This window comes from Streptomyces sp. SYP-A7185 (genome assembly GCF_046103685.1).
Lineage (GTDB): Bacteria > Actinomycetota > Actinomycetes > Streptomycetales > Streptomycetaceae > Streptomyces.
This window is the reverse complement of the sequence record NZ_CP122310.1, coordinates 84,057-100,918: the sequence shown is the minus strand read 5'-3', so window position 1 is coordinate 100,918 and position 16,862 is coordinate 84,057. Positions and strand designations below refer to the sequence as shown.

At 69.5% G+C, this 16,862-nt stretch carries 14 protein-coding genes and 1 pseudogene; 7 read left to right on the top strand and 8 right to left on the bottom strand.

Annotated features, from left to right (window positions below; genetic code table 11):
• The first annotated feature begins 141 nt into the window (after positions 1 to 141).
• Both QBL25_RS00485 and QBL25_RS00480 read left to right on the top strand, forming a co-directional pair.
• Entirely contained in the window at positions 142 to 516 is a 375-nt protein-coding gene (locus QBL25_RS00485) for a hypothetical protein (protein ID WP_409054940.1), read from the top strand.
• Positions 517 to 705: 189 nt separating this feature from the next.
• Complete coding sequence (locus QBL25_RS00480) at positions 706 to 1,044, top strand: ArsR/SmtB family transcription factor (protein ID WP_409054939.1); 339 nt, start codon at positions 706 to 708, stop codon at positions 1,042 to 1,044.
• A 565-nt stretch (positions 1,045 to 1,609) separates the two neighbouring features.
• Here QBL25_RS00480 and QBL25_RS00475 read toward each other — a convergent pair.
• A complete protein-coding gene (locus QBL25_RS00475) occupies positions 1,610 to 1,966 on the bottom strand; it encodes a hypothetical protein (RefSeq protein WP_409054938.1) in 357 nt (118 codons plus the stop codon).
• A gap of 138 nt (positions 1,967 to 2,104) precedes the next feature.
• On the opposite strand from QBL25_RS00475, the pseudogene QBL25_RS00470 reads away from it, so the two are divergent.
• Together QBL25_RS00470 and QBL25_RS00465 are read left to right on the top strand one after the other, a co-directional pair.
• Positions 2,105 to 4,318 (top strand): annotated as a pseudogene (locus tag QBL25_RS00470) (bifunctional polysaccharide deacetylase/glycosyltransferase family 2 protein); the annotation flags it as partial.
• A gap of 198 nt (positions 4,319 to 4,516) precedes the next feature.
• Entirely contained in the window at positions 4,517 to 5,542 is a 1,026-nt protein-coding gene (locus QBL25_RS00465) for an acyltransferase family protein (protein WP_409062501.1), read from the top strand.
• 39 nt (positions 5,543 to 5,581) lie between these two features.
• Here the strand turns inward: QBL25_RS00465 and QBL25_RS00460 are convergent, their stop codons facing one another.
• Complete coding sequence (locus tag QBL25_RS00460) at positions 5,582 to 5,806, bottom strand: hypothetical protein (RefSeq protein ID WP_409054937.1); 225 nt, start codon at positions 5,804 to 5,806, stop codon at positions 5,582 to 5,584.
• Between the two features lie 723 nt (positions 5,807 to 6,529).
• Here QBL25_RS00460 and QBL25_RS00455 point away from each other — a divergent pair.
• Positions 6,530 to 7,021, top strand: coding sequence for a Gmad2 immunoglobulin-like domain-containing protein (locus QBL25_RS00455; protein WP_409054936.1), 492 nt, complete (start codon positions 6,530 to 6,532; stop codon positions 7,019 to 7,021).
• Positions 7,022 to 7,140: 119 nt separating this feature from the next.
• On the opposite strand, the gene QBL25_RS00450 is transcribed toward QBL25_RS00455, so the two are convergent.
• Both QBL25_RS00450 and QBL25_RS00445 read right to left on the bottom strand, forming a co-directional pair.
• Positions 7,141 to 8,184 (bottom strand): universal stress protein, encoded by a 1,044-nt coding sequence (locus QBL25_RS00450; RefSeq protein ID WP_409054935.1) that lies wholly within the window; start codon positions 8,182 to 8,184, stop codon positions 7,141 to 7,143.
• 177 nt (positions 8,185 to 8,361) lie between these two features.
• Positions 8,362 to 9,789 carry an MBL fold metallo-hydrolase RNA specificity domain-containing protein gene (locus QBL25_RS00445; protein ID WP_409054934.1) on the bottom strand — a complete coding sequence of 476 codons (1,428 nt, stop codon included), beginning with the start codon at positions 9,787 to 9,789 and terminating at the stop codon, positions 8,362 to 8,364.
• A 294-nt stretch (positions 9,790 to 10,083) separates the two neighbouring features.
• Here QBL25_RS00445 and QBL25_RS00440 point away from each other — a divergent pair, with 294 nt between their 5' ends.
• Positions 10,084 to 11,823: a GAF domain-containing protein gene (locus QBL25_RS00440; protein WP_409062500.1), complete on the top strand. Its 1,740-nt coding sequence runs from the start codon at positions 10,084 to 10,086 to the stop codon at positions 11,821 to 11,823.
• A gap of 21 nt (positions 11,824 to 11,844) precedes the next feature.
• On the opposite strand, the gene QBL25_RS00435 is transcribed toward QBL25_RS00440, so the two are convergent.
• From QBL25_RS00435 to QBL25_RS00425, 3 genes are all read right to left on the bottom strand, one after another.
• Positions 11,845 to 12,819: an Acg family FMN-binding oxidoreductase gene (locus tag QBL25_RS00435; RefSeq protein WP_409054933.1), complete on the bottom strand. Its 975-nt coding sequence runs from the start codon at positions 12,817 to 12,819 to the stop codon at positions 11,845 to 11,847.
• 120 nt (positions 12,820 to 12,939) lie between these two features.
• On the bottom strand, positions 12,940 to 13,641 hold the full coding sequence (locus tag QBL25_RS00430) for a response regulator (protein WP_409054932.1): 702 nt from the start codon (positions 13,639 to 13,641) through the stop codon (positions 12,940 to 12,942).
• A 259-nt stretch (positions 13,642 to 13,900) separates the two neighbouring features.
• Positions 13,901 to 14,365, bottom strand: a complete 465-nt coding sequence (locus QBL25_RS00425; RefSeq protein ID WP_409054931.1) for a cyclic nucleotide-binding domain-containing protein — start codon at positions 14,363 to 14,365, stop codon at positions 13,901 to 13,903.
• A gap of 539 nt (positions 14,366 to 14,904) precedes the next feature.
• Between QBL25_RS00425 and QBL25_RS00420 the strand changes: the two genes are divergently transcribed.
• Positions 14,905 to 15,810 carry a universal stress protein gene (locus QBL25_RS00420; protein ID WP_409054930.1) on the top strand — a complete coding sequence of 302 codons (906 nt, stop codon included), beginning with the start codon at positions 14,905 to 14,907 and terminating at the stop codon, positions 15,808 to 15,810.
• Positions 15,811 to 15,896: 86 nt separating this feature from the next.
• On the opposite strand, the gene ppk2 is transcribed toward QBL25_RS00420, so the two are convergent.
• A complete protein-coding gene (gene ppk2 / locus QBL25_RS00415) occupies positions 15,897 to 16,700 on the bottom strand; it encodes a polyphosphate kinase 2 (RefSeq protein ID WP_409054929.1) in 804 nt (267 codons plus the stop codon).
• Positions 16,701 to 16,862 lie beyond the last annotated feature (162 nt).

Below are 16,862 nucleotides of genomic sequence, written 5' to 3'. Positions count from 1 at the left end.
GCGGCTCGAGTACGGCACGCAAGCGCATCCAACCGATCCGAAGAGGGCAACTGCGGCTGCTTTCGCATCGGGTGGCGGCGCGGCTCCTAGAGTCTCCGCCAGGGCCGGACAACCAGCCTTCACGTCTTTCGAAGGAGAACCATGACCAGTGTGGAAGTGTCCCTCAAAACCCTGCTGACCGAGGCCGAAGGAGCGCTCGGAGCCGCCGTCGTCGACTACACGAGCGGCATGGCGCTCGGCACGCTGGGCGGCGGCAAGGACCTGGATCTGAACGTCGCGGCGGCCGGCAACACCGACCTGATCCGCGCCAAGGTGCGCACCATGGAGATGCTGGGCCTCAAGAGCGAGATCGAGGACATCCTCGTCACTCTGGGCACCCAGTACCACCTCATCCGTCCGGTGACCGGAAGGTCAGGTAACGGTCTCTTCATCTATCTCGTCATCGACAAGGCCCGGTCGAATCTCGCTATGGCGCGCCGCCTCCTCAAGCTCACCGAGGAGCAGATCGAGGTGTGAGCCCCGACGTTTTTTCTACGCCCGCTACTTGAAGAATTGTTCAAGCCGCTAGCTCTGCATCTTCCGAACTCTCGGATCGAGTGGTCCCGGCCGGGGAGGGGGGACGTCACGCCGGGTGCGGCGGCGGCGGTCAGGGCCGCCGCACCCCCGTCTCAGGGCCTCATCCGCGTCAGGAGAGTGAGAGATCCCGTGCAGGCGCCCCTCTACCAGGTCAAAGCAGAGTTCTTCCGCATGCTCGGGCACCCGGTCCGCATCCGCGTCCTGGAACTCCTCCAGAACGGACCGGTATCGGTACGGGACCTGCTCATCGAGATCGACGTCGAGCCCTCGAACCTCTCTCAGCAACTCGCCGTACTGCGCCGCTCCGGCATCGTCGTCTCCACCCGCGAAGGCACGACCGTCACGTACGCCCTGGCCGGTGGCGATGTCGCCGAACTCCTGCGTGCGGCACGCCGCATCCTCACCGAACTCCTCGTCGGCCAGACCGCCTTGCTGGCCGAACTCCAGGACTCCGAGCAGCATCAATAGGCGTCGTGACCGGGCGTGTTCAAGCGTGTGGTCCCAACCGCCGGGCCAGACGACGGTACGCAGCCGTTCCAGCGGGGCAAGTGCCGGCACATCGGTCACTTGAGATCCATCTCCTTGGAGCGCAGCTGCTGGAGGAAGGCATCCCCAACCTTCCGTGGCGGTCCTGCACGCGGTCACCGATCCGGTATGTGAGACGACGAACCGGCAACTCGCCAACGCGCCCGTCCGGCCCGCCCCCGGAAGGGGCCGGGCGGTCCCCTGGCGAGGCCGACCGGCCTCTTCGGGCGCTCGCCCGGACGCGAGGATGGTGGTGACGACGGGCACGCGCATCCGGCAGGAGGGGGAGGGCCATGCTTCCCCGGGTGAGCACACGCTTTCGGTGGCGGCGCACGCACCTGTCCGAAGATGGCACCGACAGCACCGAAACGCTTCCTCTTGCCAGTCCTGATTTCGCGCGCTCGTCCGGATCGACGGAACGTACCGCCCCGGTGTTCGTCGACTCGACGGGCCGTCGGGGCCGGGTCGTGCGGCGTCTCGCGTATGGATTCGGCGCGCTGTGTGTCGCTTACACGATCGCGCTTGCGCTCAGCTTCATGGGTGCGGCGCCCTTCGCCCCCGGAACGTTGCTGCCCATCCCCGGAGTACCGTCCGACGAGCCGGGCACGGTGCGGCGGACACCTCCGACGCATTCGCCGGGTCCCACCGCGGCGCCAGGACCCGCGAGTCCCTCCTCGACAGACGTGCCCAGCCGGCCCGTGCCGACATCATCCGAGCCGGCCGATCCATCACGCCCCAGCGGCAGCGCGTCGAGCGCCGCGTCACCGCCCGGCACCACGGCCCCCACTCCCTCCGTGACGAGTAGCGGCCGACCGACGCCGAGTACGACGCCGAGTACGACGGGCCCCGGCCCGACCTCGGACACCAGCGAATCGGTGACGGGGCCCCCACTCGGCACAAGGGGCACACCATCCGCTGCCAAGGTTCCTGCACCGTTCACCGGCGATGGTGTTCCCTGGGTGATCGTCCTCATCGCCTCACCTCTGACTCGGGCGACCCGGTCATGACTCCCTATCACCCGAGGGGCCAGTCACGGACCGGGCGCGTCCTGCCCGCGGAGCGGCGGCGCGGGGCGGTGTCGCGCCCAAGAGTCGCTCTCCTGCTGCTGATCCTGTGCGTCCTGGCCGGCATCCTGTTCCTGCACGGCTACGTGCACGGTGACTTCGGCGCCGACCATCGGGTCCGTGCGCCGGTATCCGCGACCGACCGGGTTCCGGCGGCGGTCCTGCGCGGCGGGCCCGTCGTCGACACCACCGGCTCCCGGACGAGCAGCCACCGCCTCCCGGACCATGTGGTCGCCCTTACTTTCGACGACGGACCGGACCCGACATGGACGCCGCGGGTCAGGGAGGCACTCGACCGGCACGGAGTGGACGGAACCTTCTTCGTCACCGGCGCGGCGGCCGCTCGCGAACCTGGCATCGTCCGTGACCTGGTGGGCTCAGGTCATGAGATCGGCGTGCACACCTTCACCCACCCCGATCTCAGTTACCAGTCCCAGGGGCGGTTCGACCGCGAACTGGCCCAGACCCAGCTGGCGCTGGCAGGAGCGGCCGGCATCCACAGCTCGCTGGTGCGCCCGCCGTACTCCTCTCACGCCTCGGACCTGGACAACAAGTCCTGGCCGGTGATCCGGCGGCTGGGAGAAAAGGGGTACACCAGCGCATTCGTCGACATCGACAGCGAGGACTGGCGGCGGCCGGGGGCGGATGCCATCGCCGCTCGCGTCACCCGGCCCCTGACCGGGCAGGGCGCCGTTGTACTGCTGCACGACTCAGGCGGCGACCGGTCCCAGACGGTGCGGGCTTTGGACCGGATCGTCACCGAACTCAAGAGCCGGGGCTACCGCTTCACCACCGTGACCGGCGGGTTGAGCGCTGCGGCTGCGCATCGGCAGGTCGGAGGCACTGAACTGTGGAGTGGTCGTGTGTTCGTGGCAGCGGTCGTGGTCGCCGATTGGCTCGTGCCCGTCCTCGCGGTGCTCCTCGCGGCGGTCGGGACGTTGATGCTTGTCCGGTTCGTCGCGATGCTGCTGCTGGCCCACCACCACGCGCGTACGCGTCGGCGCCCGGGCTTCTCCTGGGGCCCGGAGGTGACCGCCCCGGTCGGCGTCGTCATCCCCGCCTACAACGAACGCGAGTGCATCGCCCAGACGGTGCGGTCGGTCGTCGAAGGCGAGCACCCGGTCGAAGTCGTCGTCGTGGACGACGGCTCAAGTGACGGCACCGCCACCATCGTCCGCTCCCTGCGCCTGCCCGGGGTGAGGGTCGTAGGGCAGGCCAACCGGGGCAAGGCCGCCGCACTCGAGCACGGTGTCGCACTCGCCTCCCACGAGCTGATCGTGATGATGGACGGCGACACCGTCTTCGAGCCCACGACCGTGCACCGTCTGGTGCAGCCGTTCGCCGACCGGCGCGTCGGGGCCGTGTCAGGCAACACCAAGGTCGGCAACCGTGGTCGTCTGCTGGGCACCTGGCAGCACCTCGAGTACGTGATGGGCCTCAACCTCGACCGCCGTATGTACGACCTGCTGGGTTGCATCCCGACGGTGCCGGGCGCCGTCGGGGCGTTTCGGCGCACCGCACTGCGCCATGTCGGCGGCATGAGCGACGACACCCTGGCCGAGGACACCGACATCACCATGGCGCTGCACCGGGGTGGTTGGGAAGTGGTGTACGAGGAGGGGGCGCGCGGCTGGACCGAGGCTCCGACCGGCATCGGTCAACTGTGGCGGCAGCGTTACCGCTGGAGTTACGGAACGCTGCAGGCGATGTGGAAGCACCGGCATGCCGTCGTCGAGCGGGGCCACGCGGGCCACTTCGGGCGCTTCGGTCTCGCCCTGGTGGTGCTGTTCACGGTCCTCACCCCGCTCTTGGCTCCGCTGATCGACCTGTTCCTGCTGTACGGGCTGGTCTTCCAGGACCCGGTGCGCACCGCCGTGGCGTGGTGCGGGCTGCTGGGGGTGCAGATGCTGTGCGCGGGATACGCGCTGCGCCTGGACGGTGAGAAACTACGGACACTGTGGGCGCTTCCGCTGCAGCAGATCGTCTACCGGCAACTCCTGTACCTGGTCCTGCTGCAGTCCTGCGTCACGGCGGTCACCGGCGGCCGGCTGCGCTGGCACAAGCTCCGGCGCGTGGGCGGAGTCACCGTGGAGCCCCGTCCGAAACGGCTTCCTGCGGCGCAGCCTCCGCCGCCGCCCAGGCCGTCAGGGACCGATGTGACGCGGCCACTTCCCGTGTCGTCGCCGAACTCCGTGTCGCGAACCCCGCCCCTGCCTGGACCGGCCTCGTCGGACCGGGCGACCGCCACCCGCGCGACCGAGACCGTACGCCTTCCGGGCAGCGTTCCGCGCAAGAGCAGTCGCAACCTCTATCTGGACTTCCTGCGCGCCCTGGCCCTGGTACGCGTTGTGATGTACCACACCTTCAACTGGGCCTGGCTCACGCTGGCCTTTCCCGCCATGGGCGTCATGTTCGCCCTCGCCGGTTCACTGATGGCTCGCTCCCTCGACTGCCGTGACCGCACGGCGACAGCGGTGGTACGCGCCCGGATGCGCCGACTCCTGCCACCGGTGTGGCTGTTCGGGCTGATCGTCGTGGGCGTGATGCTGCTGAGCGGCTGGCGCCCGGACGAGGACGGCGACACGTCCACGACATGGCCCGCGATGCTGTTCTGGGTCGTTCCTCTGGGTGACCCGCCCGCCGCACCCGACGACTGGGCACAGGAGATCGTCGCACCGCTCTGGTACATCCGCGCATACCTGCTGTTCGTCCTCTTCTCGCCCCTGCTCCTGCGGATGTTCCGCAGGTCGCCCCGGTCCTGCGTGATCGGCTTCCTGGCCTTGGCGGCCGTTGCACAGGCCGAGATCACTCCGCTGCCCGCGCGGGTCGAGGACTCCGTGGTCGACCTGGCCATCTTCGGCGCCTGCTGGTTGCTGGGTTTCGCCCATCGAGACGGCATGGTCAAGGAGCTGTCCACCGCTCTGGTGTGGACGCTGGGCGCGGGCGTGATGGCGGTCGGCGGATGGTTCGCGATGACCCATCGGACGGAAGAGGGGTACGACCTCGGGGCGATCCCCCTCGCCCAGGCCCTGTGGTCGTTCGGATTCGTCCTTCTCCTGCTGCGCTTCGGCCCAAAGGACGACAGCTGGGTGATTCGCCACCGGCCGTTGCACGCGGCCGTGGTGTGGTTCAACGCCCGCGCCGTGACGATCTATCTGTGGCACGAAGTAGCTCTTGTGTGCGGCATCCTTCTCGTCGACCAGATGTGGAAGGTGCCTGCGATGGAGTCCTACCTGCCGCTGGACACCCAATGGTTCCTCTTCCTGGTGGCGTGGCCGCTGATCGTCGTGGCGGTGCTGCTGATCGGATGGACCGAGGACTGGGCGGCAAAGCGTCCATTGCGCCTTTGGCCGCGGCCTGCGGGCCGCGGCCGATGAGAACCGGGTGCGGTGACCGCCTCAAGGAGAGCAGGCGGTTCAGTCACGGTAGCGACGGTGGTCGTCGCCCTTGCCCATGTAGTGCCGTTCTTGTATGACCGTCTCGCGTTCACCGGGCCGTTTGACCATCCCGGGAGTACCCATGAAGGCCATGAGGCCGAGGATGCCCGCGGCCAGCAGGGTGAATCCGACGACGAAGGAGCTGGGGCCGAAGAGGATGCATGCTCCGGCAACGGTCGCGCCTATGAGAAGCAGGGGAACCATGACTGCCTTCCTTCGTATGCCGCCAACTCGCTTGTCGGGCTTCAGGCCTGTACAGGCCACGAGTGGGAGCGCAGGTACAACCGGTGATGAGCGGTTGGGTCCGTCCTGCCGCGGCGGCCGGGCATTTGTTTGTGCCATCGGCAAGTCGATCGCCACCAACGCTCCCTTCTGATGCAAGTTCAGTGTCTGGCGCCGGCCCCGGACGGCACAGGGGCTGAGCGGGTAGGGGCCAGGCCGAACGGCCCTCTACGCGTATGCGGCGGCTCACACCTTCAGCAGGAGGGGTGAGCGGACTGAAGGGCGGCACATCGCCTCGGCACCGAAATGGGCGTGACGAGCGTAGAGCGCCGCGCCGTTGGCGCCGTTGCTGTAGACGCAGGCCGAGCTTCGCCTCAAGCGCCGTCGAAGTCGAATCCGGTCCGGCCCGGGTGCACGAAGTTCGTCGCCCCCTCCGCCGACAAGGCTCAGCCTTTGGGCCCCAGTAGGGAGCCGTGGGAACGGCTGCCTACAGGGGTGATCGCGGACGCCGTGCGGCATGTACATCGGGGGTCATCACCGCTGTCCCTCATCTGTGGTGGCGGGCGTCGGCAGTGCGTCCGCAGCGCCGGAATGCGGCCGAAGTGGCACCGAAGGCGATTGTGTCCGAAAGTTCCGTTTGCGGGGCGCCTGGAAGGCAGTTGTCTGGTGGCAGGCACAGGCTCCACAACCAGCCCTGGAGGGGTCATGACCAATCGCATGGATCAACCGCGAAAGCTTGATCTCGTCGGTAACCCGGTGCTCGTAGGAGGGTGTGGCACGGGCCACGAGGCGACCTTGCACTATCGCGTCGGTGACGGTCACGTCGAGGTGACCGGCCACTTCAGCGCGGGGGGCGGCACCGGGGAGCACGGCCAGTTCCAGGTCGCCGCGGACGTCAGCCGCGTCAAGTTCAGCTCCGATCAGATCCTGGTTCAGGTGTTCGAGAAGAGCCCCAAGGACGGCAGCGAGATCAACGTGGTGACGGTGCCGGTATTGTACGGGCCCCGGATCGTGCCCGGTTACTACGGCTACCGCGAGCACAAGGTGGTCAAGGGCGACACCCTGTCGGGACTTGCGAAGGCGCATTACGGAGACGCGTCATTGTTCAAGCGCATACAGCGCGCCAACCCGGACCAGATCAGTGACCCCGACAAGATCATCCCGGGACAGGTGCTGCGGATTCCCATCGGCTCCTGAACGCACCGCCTCACCGTCGCGTGGGCCGGGCAACGCCGAGGTCTGTGACCGGGCCTGCCTCCGGGCATCGATGCGGCAGACATCGACCCGCCAGAGGGTGGTCACCGGGGCGTCCGGCCTCATCCGGGGTCGGACGCCCGCTGTGCGGGCGCACCGTACCGTGGCACTTCTGCGGTGCTCCGCCCGGCCGGGTGGAGCACCGCGCGGGCGACCAGGCGGGTGTAGTGCCCCACGGCTCTGTGCGACCACCGAACGATACGTCTGACCTGGGGCCATCCGTATCCGCGGGCGTACGTGTTCGGCCAGGGAACGGCAACGACCGGACACCGCGCATGGCGAATGGCGCGAACGGCCGTGGAGTTTCGCGACAGTGGCCAACCGGGGCCGCGGGCCCCCAAAACGAGGCCGAGGGCGTGTGCGGACTCCTTGGTCAGCACACGCGCCGGCCTGCCGCGGAGCACCGCGTGGTGTACCGGCACGGCCGGATGAGCGACCTGGCAGCCTGCCACCATCTGCGACAGCAGACGCCTGCACTCCTCCAAGGCCGCACGCTCGTCCAAGGAGCCCAGCAGCGGCCCGTGCCAGATGTGCAGCACCCGCAGCGCGGCCTTGTGCCGGGCGGCCTCCTCAAAGGCGTAATGCAAGGCAGCCGCGGAATGGCGTCTGCCGTCCCAACCGACGCCCACCCCTACGACGAACAAGGGCTTCCGTCGCACGTCGGATTGAGCCTCGGGGACCACCACCGGGCAGCCGGCATGCGCGATGATCGGCCTGGGGCGAAGCGCCTCCCCGGCGAACAACGCCGGGAGTCTGTTCGGCCGCCGTGCGCCGACCACCAGGGCCGCCGCCGCACGGGCCGGCCCGCACAGCGTCCGAACCGAGATGTTCGCCACGGCCGACGTGGAGATCTCCAGTTGCGGATGCTGCTGACGGACGGAGGCCACGGCTTTGCGCAGGTCCTCTTCCGCCGGGTTGCGCCCCTCGTCTCCGCGCCGACGCTCGGGCGCATACGGCTTCTGGCCAGGCGCCCCCTCGCCGACGAGGACCAGCATCAGCGGCAGTCTGCAGCGGCGCGCCTCCTCGGCTCCCCAGTCGACGGCCGTACCACAGGGCCGGCCGGCTTCAACGGCGACCACGATCCTGTTACCGGGCGACGACGTCATCGGCGATCAGCTCCCCGGACTTGTGCCGACGCTGCGGCCATCCAGTATGTGGCCCACGCAGTGGCGACGGCAGATACCGGAGACGTGGCGGCCGAGGCTCGGCCCCCGCGTCGCTCGGTGAAGGCCAGCCAGAACGCCGGACAAGGGACAGCCTGGGCGAAGGACGTGTGGTTCAGGTCAGCGGACCAGGACACCCTCACCGGAGCGGGGTACGACGGCCGTCCAGCCCAGCTTGTGATCGATGCGGTCGCGCAGGGCGGCGGACGCGGCTGGTTCGCCGTGGACGAGGTAGGTGGTGTGCGGGGGAGGGGCGGCACGCAACCAGTCGATGATCTGGCTCGCGTCGGCGTGCGCCGAGAAATGGGGTACGTCGGCGACCTCCGCCCGTACGGGCACGTACTCGCCGAACATCTTCAGCACCCGCGCCCCGTCCACCAGGTCCCGCGCCCGGGTGCCGGCCGCGGCGAAGCCGATCACCACCACGGCGTTGCGAGGGTCCGGGAGCAGGCGGTGCAGATGGTGCAGGACACGGCCGCCGGTGGCCATGCCGGCCGATGAGACGATCACGGCGGGGCCGTGCACGCTGTTGATGTCGATTGAGTCCTGGACCGTCCGCGCGGCGAGGAACGGCTCGGGGCTGAGCGCGGCCTCCCCCTGGGCCAGTACCTCCGGGCGCAGTTCCACCGATTGTTCGCGTATGGCGTCCCGGTACACGTCGAGGGCGGCCAGTGCCATGGGGCTGTCCACGTACACGGGGACGGACCGGGGCAGGATGCCCGTGTCGCGCAGTGCGCTCAGCTCATGCAGGACGACCTCGGTACGGTCGATCGCGAAGGCGGGAATGACGACGGTGCCGCCGCGGGCGAGGGCCCGCGCGATCACGGAGGCGAATGCCGACCGCCCGAGCTCCCGCTCGTGGTGACGGTCGCCGTATGTCGACTCCATGAGCAGCACGTCGGCACCTGCGAACGGTTCCGGGGGCAGCAGCAGCGGGTGTCCTGCCCGCCCCAGGTCACCGGAGACGGCGAGGGTGTGGCCGTCCTCCAGCGTGAGGTGGGCCCATGTCGAGCCGAGGATGTGCCCGCCGTGGTGAAGGGTCAGCCGGGTGCCGGCCATGATCTCGACGTCGTCACCGACCGGGATGGGGTCGAAGAACGCCAGCGTTTTCTCGGCGTCGGAGTCGTTGTAGAGCGGCTTGGCCGGCCGGTGCTTGGACCAGCCGTGCTCGTTGGCGTGCCGAGCGGCTTCCATCTGGAGCCGGGCGCTGTCACGCAGCACGATCCCGGCGAGGCGGGTGGTGTGGGCACTGGCGAGAATCGGGCCCCGGAAACCCTGCCGGACCAGCCGCGGCAGATAGCCGCAGTGGTCCAGATGAGCGTGGGTGACGACCACGGCGTGGATGTCGGTGACGTCGCGGCCGAACCGTTCCCAGTTGCGCCGCCGCAGGTCCGCGAACCCTTGGAAGAGGCCGCAGTCCAGGAGGATCCGCGCATGGTCGCTCTCGACGAGGAACTTGCTTCCGGTGACCGTCCCCACGCCACCGAGGAAGCTGAGCAGCGCCGGCCGTGGAGCGGCCGTAGCGGGGTTCGAGGCTGTTTCGGTCATGGTTTGCCCTCCTCCGTGAAGTGGGCCGGTTTCACCCTTGCATGCGGAGCGTGCGCTCCGGATGGGCCTGAACGGTCCTTGAGCAGGGCCGATCGGCTCATATGGTTCCCCGTCGGCGTCGAGCACGCGGCTCGCGGACGAACCAGGGCTGGAGGGTGTGTTCGCGCCGATCCGTGGTCACGATGTCACGGTCTGCGCTTAGGGCTCTGCGGTGAACCGCACGCTCGGTAGGGTGGGAATCGTGGGCCTTTGGGCGGGCTGTCCCCTGTCTGCGTGTACCGGTCGGAGGATGCGATGAGTGGGGAAGAGCGGGGTGGGACTGGTCAGCAGCTGCCCAAGCTGCGGCTGGATGAGCTGCTGGACGAGTTGCAGGCGCGGATCGACGCGGCGCGCGGGGCGCAGGACCGGGTGCGCAGCCTCCTGGAGGCGGTTTTGTCGGTGGGGCGCGAGCTGGATCTGCCGCAGGTGTTGCGTCGCATCGTCGAGGTGGCCGTGGTCCTGGTGGACGCCGGGTACGGGGCTCTGGGGGTGATCGGTGACGATCGCAGACTGTCCGAGTTCCTGACCGTCGGCATCGACGACGAGGGCCGCGCGGAGATCGGTGATCTTCCCAGCGGGCACGGCATCCTTGGCGAGCTGATCCGGCATCCGCAGCCGCTGCGACTGCCCGAACTCTCCGAGCACCCGGCCTCGTACGACTTCCCCGAGCACCACCCGGCGATGCACTCGTTCCTCGGTGTACCGATCCGGGTGCGTGACACGGTGTTCGGCAATCTCTATCTCACCGAGAAGCGTGGGGCGGTGGAGTTCGACGCCGAGGACGAGGCGGTGCTCTCCACGCTCGCGGTGGCGGCCGGGGTGGCCATCGAGAACGCGCGGTTGTACGAGGAGGCCAGGCTGCGGGAGCGGTGGCTGCGGGCGAGTTCGGAGGCCACCAACGCCCTGTTGTCCGGGGCGCCGAGTGCCGAGGTACTGGGGCTGATCGTCGAGCAGGCCCGCGTGATCGCCGCCGCGGACGTGGGGATGATCGCGGAGTATGTGGCCGGGGCGGAGCACCTGCAGCCGACGTTCGCGGTAGGAGTGGAGGCGAAACTGCGCAGTGGACTCGTGCTGTCCGCGCGGGACGGTTTCGTGGGCGCCGCGCTGTCGGCGGCGGAGCCGGTGGTGAGCGCGGACATCGAGCACGACACCCGCGTGGGGGCGCAGGGGGCGCAGGGGGCGCCGTGGGCCGGGCTCGGCCCGATGGTGGCGGTGCCGCTGGGCTCGGGCGGCAAGGGGCGTGGGGTGCTGCTGCTGGGGCGGGTGGCTGGGCAGACGCCGTTTGTCGATGCCGACACGGGGCCGCTGCTGGGCTTTGCGGGACAGGCGGCGCTGGCGCTGGAACTGGCCGAGCGGCGCCGTGACACGGAGCAGATCACGCTTCTTGAGGACCGTGACCGGATCGCGCGCGACCTGCATGATCTGGCGATCCAGCGGCTCTTCGCGGCGGGAATGACCCTGCAGAGCACGCAGCGGTTCGTGGATCACCCCCAAGCGGTCGAGCGTCTGGCGCGGACCGTGGACGACCTCGACGACACCATCAAGATCATCAGGTCGACCATCTTCGGCCTCCGGTCGCACGGCGCGACCAAGGAGGGAGGAGGTCTGCGCGAGCGGGTCTCGGACGCGGTGCAGGCATCGGCGAGCGCGTTCGGCTTCTCACCCGCGCTGCGCATCGAGGGACTGATCGACACCGAGGTGGACCCTGATGTGGCCGGTCATGCTCTGGCGGTCCTGGGAGAGGCCCTCAGTAACGCGGCCCGTCATTCCGGGGCGCGTTCGGTGGACGTTCATCTGCGGTGTTTTGAGGGGGAGTTGACGGTGACGGTTTCGGACGACGGTTGCGGGGTGCCCCAGAGTGTGGCCCGCAGCGGGCTGAAGAACCTGGAGGAGCGTGCCCTGGCGCTGGGTGGAGTGCTCACGCTCGGTGAACGGCCGGGGGGTGGCGGTACCCGGCTGGTGTGGCGGGTACCGGCGCGTTCGAAGGAGAATTGAGACAGCCGCCGGAGGCGCTTCTCACTGGAGTGCTTGCCGCGCCGTACGGCGCGGCGAGGCGGGCCCCTCCGGTCCGTATCCCAGGCGGATCACCATCTGCGCGTGCTCACGCCGTCGGCGCGGGGCGGGGGTGAGCAGTTCGCGTAGGTCGGACCACTCCAGTGCTTGGTGCAGCAGCGATGCCCGTACGCCGTGGGAGGTGGCCACCAGAAGGACGCGTTCCAGTGCTTGGCCTGCGCGCAGCCAATCCGTCCGCCGGTCGTGTGCGGTGGACAGCAGGAGGATCGAGGACCGTGTCTCGAAGGGGCGCGCGATGAGCGCGGTTGCCTTCCGGTTGGCGGTGAAATCCCGCATGGGGACGTGCCCGCGAGAATCCTGGACGCCCTGGGCCCGCGGTGGCACGCCGAGCCGCGTGCCATCCGGATCGTGTGACCAGCGGCGGCTTTCCGTCGCCCGGTCGGGGGTGGTGGCATTGCGGCGTTCGGCTTCCCCGGTGAGCCGTAGCAGACGGTCCGTGTCGTCTGGTTCGGGACGGCCCAGCAGGGCCCCCTCGACGTGCGCGGCCTCGATGAGCTCGGCGATCACGGGCGTGGGCAGGGGCCGGTCGGAGAAGGGGAAGCGGCTGCTGTGCCGTCGCCACAGCGCCTCGTACAGGCCGGACGTCGGGGTGGAGGTGCGCGCGGTGCGGCCGAGGCGCACGGCGGCGAGCAGGTCAGGTTCGTGGGGCCGCGGCAGGAGCCGGGTCACGGGCTCCCAGCCGAAGTGCGCCACCGCCACCCGCAGATTCAGGAGCGCTCCACCGACCGAGACGTGCAGGGCTCGCCCGTGCGGATCGGTATGCCCCAGGCCGCGCCCTCGGGCGGCACGGATCTCCAGGGTGACGGTGTCCGGATCGAGCCGGAAACGCCAGGGCTGGGTGTTGTGGATCGACGGTGCCGCCACGGCCGCGGACACGAGCGTCTCCAGTGTGCGGACGTCGAACGTCGGGGAAGGCATCGGAACTCCTCCTTGCCCTTGCGCCGGAATGTTCCGGTGACCTGAGCGTGGGGTTCCGAGGGGGACAGGGGGAGGGGCCGGAGGGCCCGGCGTGGGGCCGGACGGCCCTCGGCCCGTACGTCACCTGGCCGGGCGCTCACCCGTCTCCGGGTGTTCGAGGTGTGAGGCGAGGACTGCCGCTTGGACCCGGCGCTGCACGCCCAGTTTGGCCAGCAGCCGGGAGATGTGGTTCTTGACGGTCTTCTCGGAGAGGTAGAGCTTCTTGCCGATCTCCCGGTTCGTGAGACCGTCACCGATGAGCGCGAGGATGGCTCTCTCCCGTGGAGACAGGCTCGCGAGTTCGGGGGCGAGCGTGGGCGAGTCCTTGGGATCCGCGCGCAGGGAGCGCATGAGGCGGGCGGTCATCTCCGGGTCGAGCATGGACTGGCCGGAGGCGACGGTGCGAACGGCCGCGATCAGGTCGGTCCCCTTGATCTGTTTGAGCACATAACCGCTGGCCCCGGCCATGATCGCGTCGAGCAGAGCGTCTTCGTCGTCGAACGAGGTGAGCATCAGCACGGCTAGTTCCGGCATCTGGCTGCGCAGCTCGCGGCAGACCGAGATGCCGTCGCCGTCCGGGAGGCGCACGTCGAGGACGGCCACGTGGGGGCGCAGGGCCGGGCCGCGGACCAGCGCGTGTTCGACGTTCTCGGCATCGCCCACCACGGAGATGTCTGGTTCGGCGTCCAGCAGGTCGGACAGGCCACGTCGTACGACCTCGTGGTCGTCCAGCAGGAAGACCCGGATCGGGTCCTGCTCCGTGTAGGTGCGCGCCTCAGTCATGACGATCCCTCGTTCCCCGGTGACTGACGGACTGCGGGTTCCGTGACGACGATCATCATGCTCGGGGGCTGTGGACACTAGGGCCGACCGGCCCTATTACGCAGCGCGGAGACCCCTGACGGCTCCGGCGCCACGGCCCGATGTCCCTCCCGCATCGCCAACCCGATGAGACCGCCCTTCCAGTATGCGCGCCCACGTGCCCACGAGGGGGTACGCCCGCGGGGAACAGGGGACGGAGGCCCGGGACCGTCGGCTCGCGTCAGCGCAGACTTGCGCTGCCGTACGGGGCGTACAGGTCCAGCAGCCGCGTACGCGCCGAACGCAGGCGGTGGGCGACGATGCCACCCGTCCACAGCGCAACCGCCAGGCCCAGCGCGGGGTCGTCCTGGCCGGCCAGCCGGACCGCGACGGCGTCGAACTCGTAGGCGCGGACCGGCGTGGTCGCCTCGGCGCCGAGATGCCAGGAGTAGGGGGCGAACAGCCAGGACCAGCCGAGGAGTTCGTTGTGGCCGAGGGTCTCGATGACCGCTGACCTGCGGCCGGGCACGTGCATGTCGAGGGAGACCGTGCCGGTGCGGATGACCCAGAACCGGTCGGCGTGTCCGCCCTCCTCGAAAAGGCGCGTTCCCTGGGGGAAGGACACTTCGCGGGCCATCCGCATCAACCGTTGCCGGTGCTCCGCGGGCAGCGCCCGGAGCATGCTGGGGGTGGGGGGTGCGTTCATGGCGTGCCTCCAGGCGTGCGAACTGTTGGGCCGCTCCCAGCGTGGTCCGGTACCGCGGGCCGGTCCATGGGCCACCTGGTCCCGTGGCTGGGCCGTCCGGTTCTGCGGTGTCCGGCGCACCAGCGTGTGCCTGGTCTGGAAGGAGAGCCCCGTCGGCCCTCAGCGGTGGGTCGACCAGCCCTTCTTCCCGTGTTGCGGCGGCGGGATGATGCAAGTGGAAAAGCGTCTCCGTTCCTTTCGAGGCGGCAGGATGACGCACGGAGACTGCTCCCCCCCTACCGGTCCCGTGCGAGGCCTCCTGCCGGGAAGGTCACGGTGGAGTCGGTGCTGCCGTGGCTGCGGCCGGAGTGCGGGACATGAACCGGCCGGGTGTCCGCGCGGGCCGACCGCGCGGACACTTTCCTGTCCGGGGTGAGGCGACGCGGCTGCGGGCCCCCTGCGCTGGGGCCGGTCGGTCCCCGAGGGGGTCCTGCGGCCCCTGCACCGCCCGGCACGGGGCCGTGAAGCTGATGGCGGACCCCGATCCAAGAGGTAGGACCATGTCCCGCACTGTCACAGTCGGCATCGACGGTTCACCCGAGAGCCGGGCCGCGGCCGAATGGGCCGCCCGGGAAGCAACGCTGTGCGGTCTGCCGGTGAAGCTGGTCCACGTCATGGACCCGGCACCCGAGCCTGTGGCACAGGCCCCGTTCGAGGGTGCGGAGGCCCGGCAGTACTGGGGTGCACGTCTTCCCCGTGAGTCCGCCGAAGGCCTGCGCCTGCGCCACCCCGGAGTCGAGGTCATCAGCGAACAGGTCGCCGGTCGGCCCGCGGATGTCCTGTTGGCCGAGGCGAAGAGCGCCGCGCTCCTCGTGCTGGGCTCGCGCGGTCTGGGCGGGGTCGGCGGCTACCTGGTCGGCTCGGTCGGCCAGGCTGTCGTGGCCCACACCGAGACACCGGTGGTCCCGGTCCGTGCCGGGGAGCAGGCCGCCGACGAGCACACCATGGACCCGGTGGGTGTCCCGTCGGCCGCGAGCCCGTACCGGCCAGTCGTTCTCGGCCTTGACATCGAGCGCCCTCATGACTCGGTCATCGCCTTCGCCTTCGACGCGGCAGTCCGGCGCGCCACGGCCCTGCGGGTCGTCCATGGCTGGCAGATTGCTCCGTACTACGCGTACGGCCTCTCCGCCGACCCTGAGATCGCCGGTGAGCTGGCTCGGCAGCAGGCCTCGGCCCTGAGCGGGACTCTCGTCTCGTGGCGGAAGGAGTTCCCCGCTGTCGAGGTCGTCGAGGAGTCCCGCCTCGGGGCGGCGGCCGGCCACCTCGTCGATGCCTCGCGGGAGGCATCCCTGGTCGTCGTGGGCCGCCGGATGCGTGGGCACGTGTTCGGCGTGCACATAGGCCCCGTCACGCACGCCGTGTTGCATCACAGCGCCGCTCCCGTCGCTGTCGTCGCGCACGGCTGAGGCAGGGACTGCGGCAGAGCGCGTCGCGGAAAAGGACCGACGATCAGGAAAGCCGCGGCCTCACAGGCGGGAGGGCCGCACCCGCCTCAGAGGTTCGCCGAGTGGTCGGGAACGTACGTCTGCAGACCGCGCGGTGGCCGCTCGTAGCCGGACGACGGTGGCCGTGGCGGAAGTTCGAGGACCGGCGGCGGTACCTCGTGGTACGGCACGGAGTCGAGCAAGTGGGCCATCATGTTCAGCCGGGCCCGCTTCTTGTCGTCGCTCTCCACGATGTACCAGGGGGCGTCCGAGATGTCCGTGTGCACGAGCATCTCGTCCTTCGCCCGGGAGTACGCCTCCCAGCGGGTGATCGATTCCAGGTCCATCGCGGAGAGCTTCCATCGCCGCGTCGGATCCGCCAGGCGCCGCCGGAAACGCTCCGCCTGTACCGCGTCGCTCACCGAGAACCAGTACTTGCGCAACAGGATGCCCCCCTCCACCAGCATGCGCTCGAAGACGGGGCACTGGCGCAGGAACAGTTGATGCTCCTCTTTCGTGCAGAAGCCCATGACGTGCTCCACGCCGGCCCGGTTGTACCAGCTCCGGTCGAACAGCACGATTTCCCCGGCGGTCGGCAGATGCTTCACGTAGCGCTGGAAGTACCACTGGGTCCGCTCGCGTTCGGTCGGTTTCGGCAGCGCCACGGTCCTCGCGACCCGCGGGTTGAGGTGCTCCGCGAGCCGCTTGATCGTGCCGCCCTTGCCCGCCGCGTCCCGTCCTTCGAACACGACGACCAGCCGGGCCCCGTCGGCCCGTACCCATTCCTGCAGCTTCACCAACTCCGTCTGCAGGCGCAGGAGTTCCCGCTCGTACACCGCGCGCGGCAGCTTCGCCGTCTTCTCGTCGGCCATGCGGCCTCCTCCACCCGATGACCCTCCGCCCGATGACCCGTGAAGTCACCGTGCCAGGTCGAACACCGGGACGACACCGTGTTGACGGCGGAACTTTGCTCGTCTGCCGTTATGGGCCGATCGGCCCTTCGGGCGCCCCCGTTCAGCCCATGGGCCTCACAC

Bases quoted from the DNA above. Each gene is read 5' to 3' on its own strand.
- QBL25_RS00430 (WP_409054932.1), bottom strand. From the start codon at position 13,641: ATGACTGAGGCGCGCACCTACACGGAGCAGGACCCGATCCGGGTCTTC.
- QBL25_RS00465 (WP_409062501.1), top strand. From the start codon at position 4,517: ATGTACCACACCTTCAACTGGGCCTGGCTCACGCTGGCCTTTCCCGCC.
- QBL25_RS00420 (WP_409054930.1), top strand. From the start codon at position 14,905: ATGTCCCGCACTGTCACAGTCGGCATCGACGGTTCACCCGAGAGCCGG.
- QBL25_RS00460 (WP_409054937.1), bottom strand. From the start codon at position 5,806: ATGGTTCCCCTGCTTCTCATAGGCGCGACCGTTGCCGGAGCATGCATC.
- QBL25_RS00445 (WP_409054934.1), bottom strand. From the start codon at position 9,789: ATGACCGAAACAGCCTCGAACCCCGCTACGGCCGCTCCACGGCCGGCG.
- QBL25_RS00425 (WP_409054931.1), bottom strand. From the start codon at position 14,365: ATGAACGCACCCCCCACCCCCAGCATGCTCCGGGCGCTGCCCGCGGAG.
- QBL25_RS00485 (WP_409054940.1), top strand. From the start codon at position 142: ATGACCAGTGTGGAAGTGTCCCTCAAAACCCTGCTGACCGAGGCCGAA.
- QBL25_RS00435 (WP_409054933.1), bottom strand. From the start codon at position 12,819: ATGCCTTCCCCGACGTTCGACGTCCGCACACTGGAGACGCTCGTGTCC.
- QBL25_RS00450 (WP_409054935.1), bottom strand. From the start codon at position 8,184: ATGACGTCGTCGCCCGGTAACAGGATCGTGGTCGCCGTTGAAGCCGGC.
- QBL25_RS00440 (WP_409062500.1), top strand. From the start codon at position 10,084: ATGAGTGGGGAAGAGCGGGGTGGGACTGGTCAGCAGCTGCCCAAGCTG.
- QBL25_RS00455 (WP_409054936.1), top strand. From the start codon at position 6,530: ATGACCAATCGCATGGATCAACCGCGAAAGCTTGATCTCGTCGGTAAC.
- ppk2 (WP_409054929.1), bottom strand. From the start codon at position 16,700: ATGGCCGACGAGAAGACGGCGAAGCTGCCGCGCGCGGTGTACGAGCGG.